Source organism: bacterium, from assembly GCA_004299235.1.
GTDB lineage: Bacteria > Chloroflexota > Dormibacteria > Dormibacterales > Dormibacteraceae > SCQL01.
This window is the reverse complement of sequence record SCQL01000010.1, coordinates 1-2,378: the sequence shown is the minus strand read 5'-3', so window position 1 is coordinate 2,378 and position 2,378 is coordinate 1. Positions and strand designations below refer to the sequence as shown.

Sequence of the window (2,378 nt, the reverse complement as noted above, 5' to 3'; positions counted from 1 at the left end):
TGAGGTTTCCCGCAGCTGGATCTACAAGCTGCTCGAGCGATTTGAGCAGGGCGGGTACGCCTCCTTAGAGCCGCGCTCGCGGCGACCTCGGTCTTGCTCACACCAGGTCGCGACTAAAGTTGATGGCGATCGCCGAAATTCCCCAGGGTCGATCATCGAAACTCCCCAGGTGAGCAGCCCGGCTCCGGGCTGACATCTTAGGCCTTGGTGGCGGCGATCACCCCCTTGCGCAGGTTCTCGACGCGCGCCCGATGGGCGCGCATGCGGTAAGACTCTCCCTCCATCTGGAGCACCGCCGAGCGGTGGAGGAGACGGTCGAGCATGGCGGCGGCCGCCATTGGGTCATCGAACATGGCGCCCCAGGTCGCGATGGAGCGGTTGGTGGTCATGACGATTGAGTTCTTGAGATAGCGACGGGTCACCACCTGGAAGAGGGCGGCGGCCGCCTCGCCGGCGAGCGGTAGGTAGCCGATCTCGTCGATGACGAGCAAGCTGGGTTGACCGTAAAAACGCATGACGCTGTCCCAGCGACCCTCAAGCGCGGCGCGGTGGCAGCGTGCTGCGAGGTCGGCGGCGGTGGTGTAGTAGACGCGGTAACCGGAGTGCACCGCCTTGTGGGCGAGAGCCAGAGCCAGGTGAGTTTTGCCGACACCAGGCGGTCCGATGAAGAGCACGTTGGCCGCCTCTTCGATGAACCGCAAGGTAGCCAGGTCCTCGATGAACCGTCGGTCGAGCGAGGGCTGCGCGTCGTAGTCAAAGTTATCGAAGGTCCAGGGTGCCGGCAGACATGCGAATCGGAGCCGGCCCTTGAGACGTCGCTGTTCGGTCGTCTCGACCTCGACGGTGAGGAGGTTGGAGAGGAACGCGGTGTGGGTCAGCTTCGACCGGTGGGCTTCGTCGAGCATGCCAGGCAGGGCTTCGGCGGCTGCGTCGAGGCGTAGGAAGGTGAGCTGAGAGCGCAGCTGTTGATAAAGACTGGTGTCAGTCATGACGAGGCTCCCACGAGCTCGGCATAGCGATTGAGGTCGACGGTGACCTCGCGGTCGGACAACGAGGCCAGTCTTGCTGCCGCGGCGAGCGCCTCAGGGCTCGGGGGACGATTCTCCTTTCGTTGGCACGGCGGCTTGGTGGTGAACGCGGTGAGCACCGCCGATTCCAAGGCTGCGCGCAACTCCGGCAGGCGCTGGATCATGCCTGCTCCAGAAGGCGCCGAGCGATACTCCGCGGCCACCACACCAGACGGCGAGACGATGCTGATCGAGTCCGTTCCAAGGCGGTGCCGAACCTGAACCACGGTTCCGACCAGGCCCGGATGAACGCCGTAGAGGTTGCCGCGAAAGGCGACCAGGGCGGAGTCGCCAACCGAGCGCTCAGCCTCCAGCGTCGCCGGGTAGGGCTGCAGCGGAATCGGCATTAGCTGCTCGGCCCTGGCCATCTCGCCGACTGTGGCCTGGCCGCGACGGCGACCGTCGCCGATGGTGGCCTCGAAATGGTCGTAGGAGACCTGCGCCTCCTGTTGGCTGCGGACCCGCGCCGTCCGCCACCAGCGGCCAGCCCCGAAGTGATGATGCTTCTCGACCACGCCCTTGCGATTAGCCCGCCGCGGCGGGCAGACGTCGACCGCGACCCCGTAGTACTTAGCCACCGCGGCGAAGCTGGCCAGCAGCCTTCCTGTCTTCTGGTCGACGGCGCCGGCCAGACGGTCGATGCGCCAGCGCCGGGCGCTCCCGCCGAGGCGCTGCAGGACGCCATGGATTGCTTCCACGAGATGGGCCTGGTCCATGCCCTCGGCGAAGACGCCGCGGCCCTTGCTCGAGTGCGACAGGGTTCCATTCAGTAGATAGGTCGGCTCGCCCCACGGCGTGTTGCCAAACTCCTGCCAGTCCCACTGAATCTCCTCGCCCGCTGGATGTGCGATCTCGATGGTCGGCCGACCCTTGACCCCAGCGCAAGCCTCGCAGTGCGGACGCAGTCCACGCAGTCGGAGCTGGCGTGCGAAGGTGACGTAGCTCTTGGCAAAGCCGAGTGGCTTCAGCTCGTCATAGAGCGCGCTCGCCCAGACGTGCGGGTCGTCGCGCATCCGAATCGTGATGTACTCGATGAACGGTGCGAACCAGTCGGCCGGCGACGACGGTCTGCGCTGACCGGGCTGCCGCTTTCCTTTGATATAGGCGCGGACGGTCTTGCGGTCACGGCCCAGATGGCGCGCTATCGCCGACACCGTCCACCGCCTCTTCACTAAGGCGCTGATCTCCACGACTTCCTCCTGTGTGAGCATGTGCTGGGACTCCTGCTGTGACGGCTGGTAAGACACCGTCAGCATGGCGGGGGTCCCGCTTCTTGTTGGTTACCCGGTGGTCCGGGTGCTCACCTCAGGG

At 65.7% G+C, this 2,378-nt stretch carries 2 protein-coding genes and 1 pseudogene; 1 reads left to right on the top strand and 2 read right to left on the bottom strand.

Translation table 11 applies throughout. The features are described 5' to 3' along the window. On the top strand, positions 1-193 hold a 193-nt coding region (locus tag EPN29_03925), incomplete at its 5' end, for a helix-turn-helix domain-containing protein (GenBank protein ID TAN34283.1). 4 nt (positions 194-197) lie between these two features. Here EPN29_03925 and EPN29_03920 read toward each other — a convergent pair. Next, positions 198-989, bottom strand: coding sequence for an AAA family ATPase (locus EPN29_03920; GenBank protein ID TAN34282.1), 792 nt, complete (start codon positions 987-989; stop codon positions 198-200). A gap of 68 nt (positions 990-1,057) precedes the next feature. Then, positions 1,058-2,278, bottom strand: a pseudogene (locus tag EPN29_03915) (transposase). Positions 2,279-2,378 lie beyond the last annotated feature (100 nt).